Origin of the sequence: Amycolatopsis sp. SID8362 (assembly GCF_010550475.1) — a bacterium.
Lineage (GTDB): Bacteria > Actinomycetota > Actinomycetes > Mycobacteriales > Pseudonocardiaceae > Amycolatopsis > Amycolatopsis eburnea.
This window is the reverse complement of the sequence record NZ_JAAGNB010000431.1, coordinates 1-305: the sequence shown is the minus strand read 5'-3', so window position 1 is coordinate 305 and position 305 is coordinate 1. Positions and strand designations below refer to the sequence as shown.

Here is a 305-nt window from a genome sequence, read left to right as displayed (position 1 = left end):
GGTTGCCGTACACCGGGACCGCGGGCCGGACGACGCCGATCGCGTCCAGCGTGCGGCCGAACGTCTCGCCCGCGCCCGCCACCAGCGGGCTGTGGAACGCGCACGCCACCTGGAGCCGCTTCGCGCCCAGCCCGGCGGCGCGCAGCCGCTCGACCGCCGCCGAGACGTCTTCGGTGGCGCCGGAAATCACCGTCTGCTTCGGCGAGTTGTGGTTGGCCAGCACCACCGGCGACGTGCCGAGCACCGCCTCGACCTCCGCCGCGGACGCCGACACCGCCGCCATCGCACCCGGGTCTCCCGCGGGC

At 76.4% G+C, this 305-nt stretch carries 1 protein-coding gene; it reads right to left on the bottom strand.

Going from position 1 to position 305, the window contains the following annotated elements; all coding sequences use genetic code 11:
* Positions 1 to 274: acyltransferase domain-containing protein (locus tag G3I65_RS13540; protein ID WP_375336679.1), on the bottom strand; the 274-nt coding region annotated here is incomplete at its 3' end.
* Positions 275 to 305 lie beyond the last annotated feature (31 nt).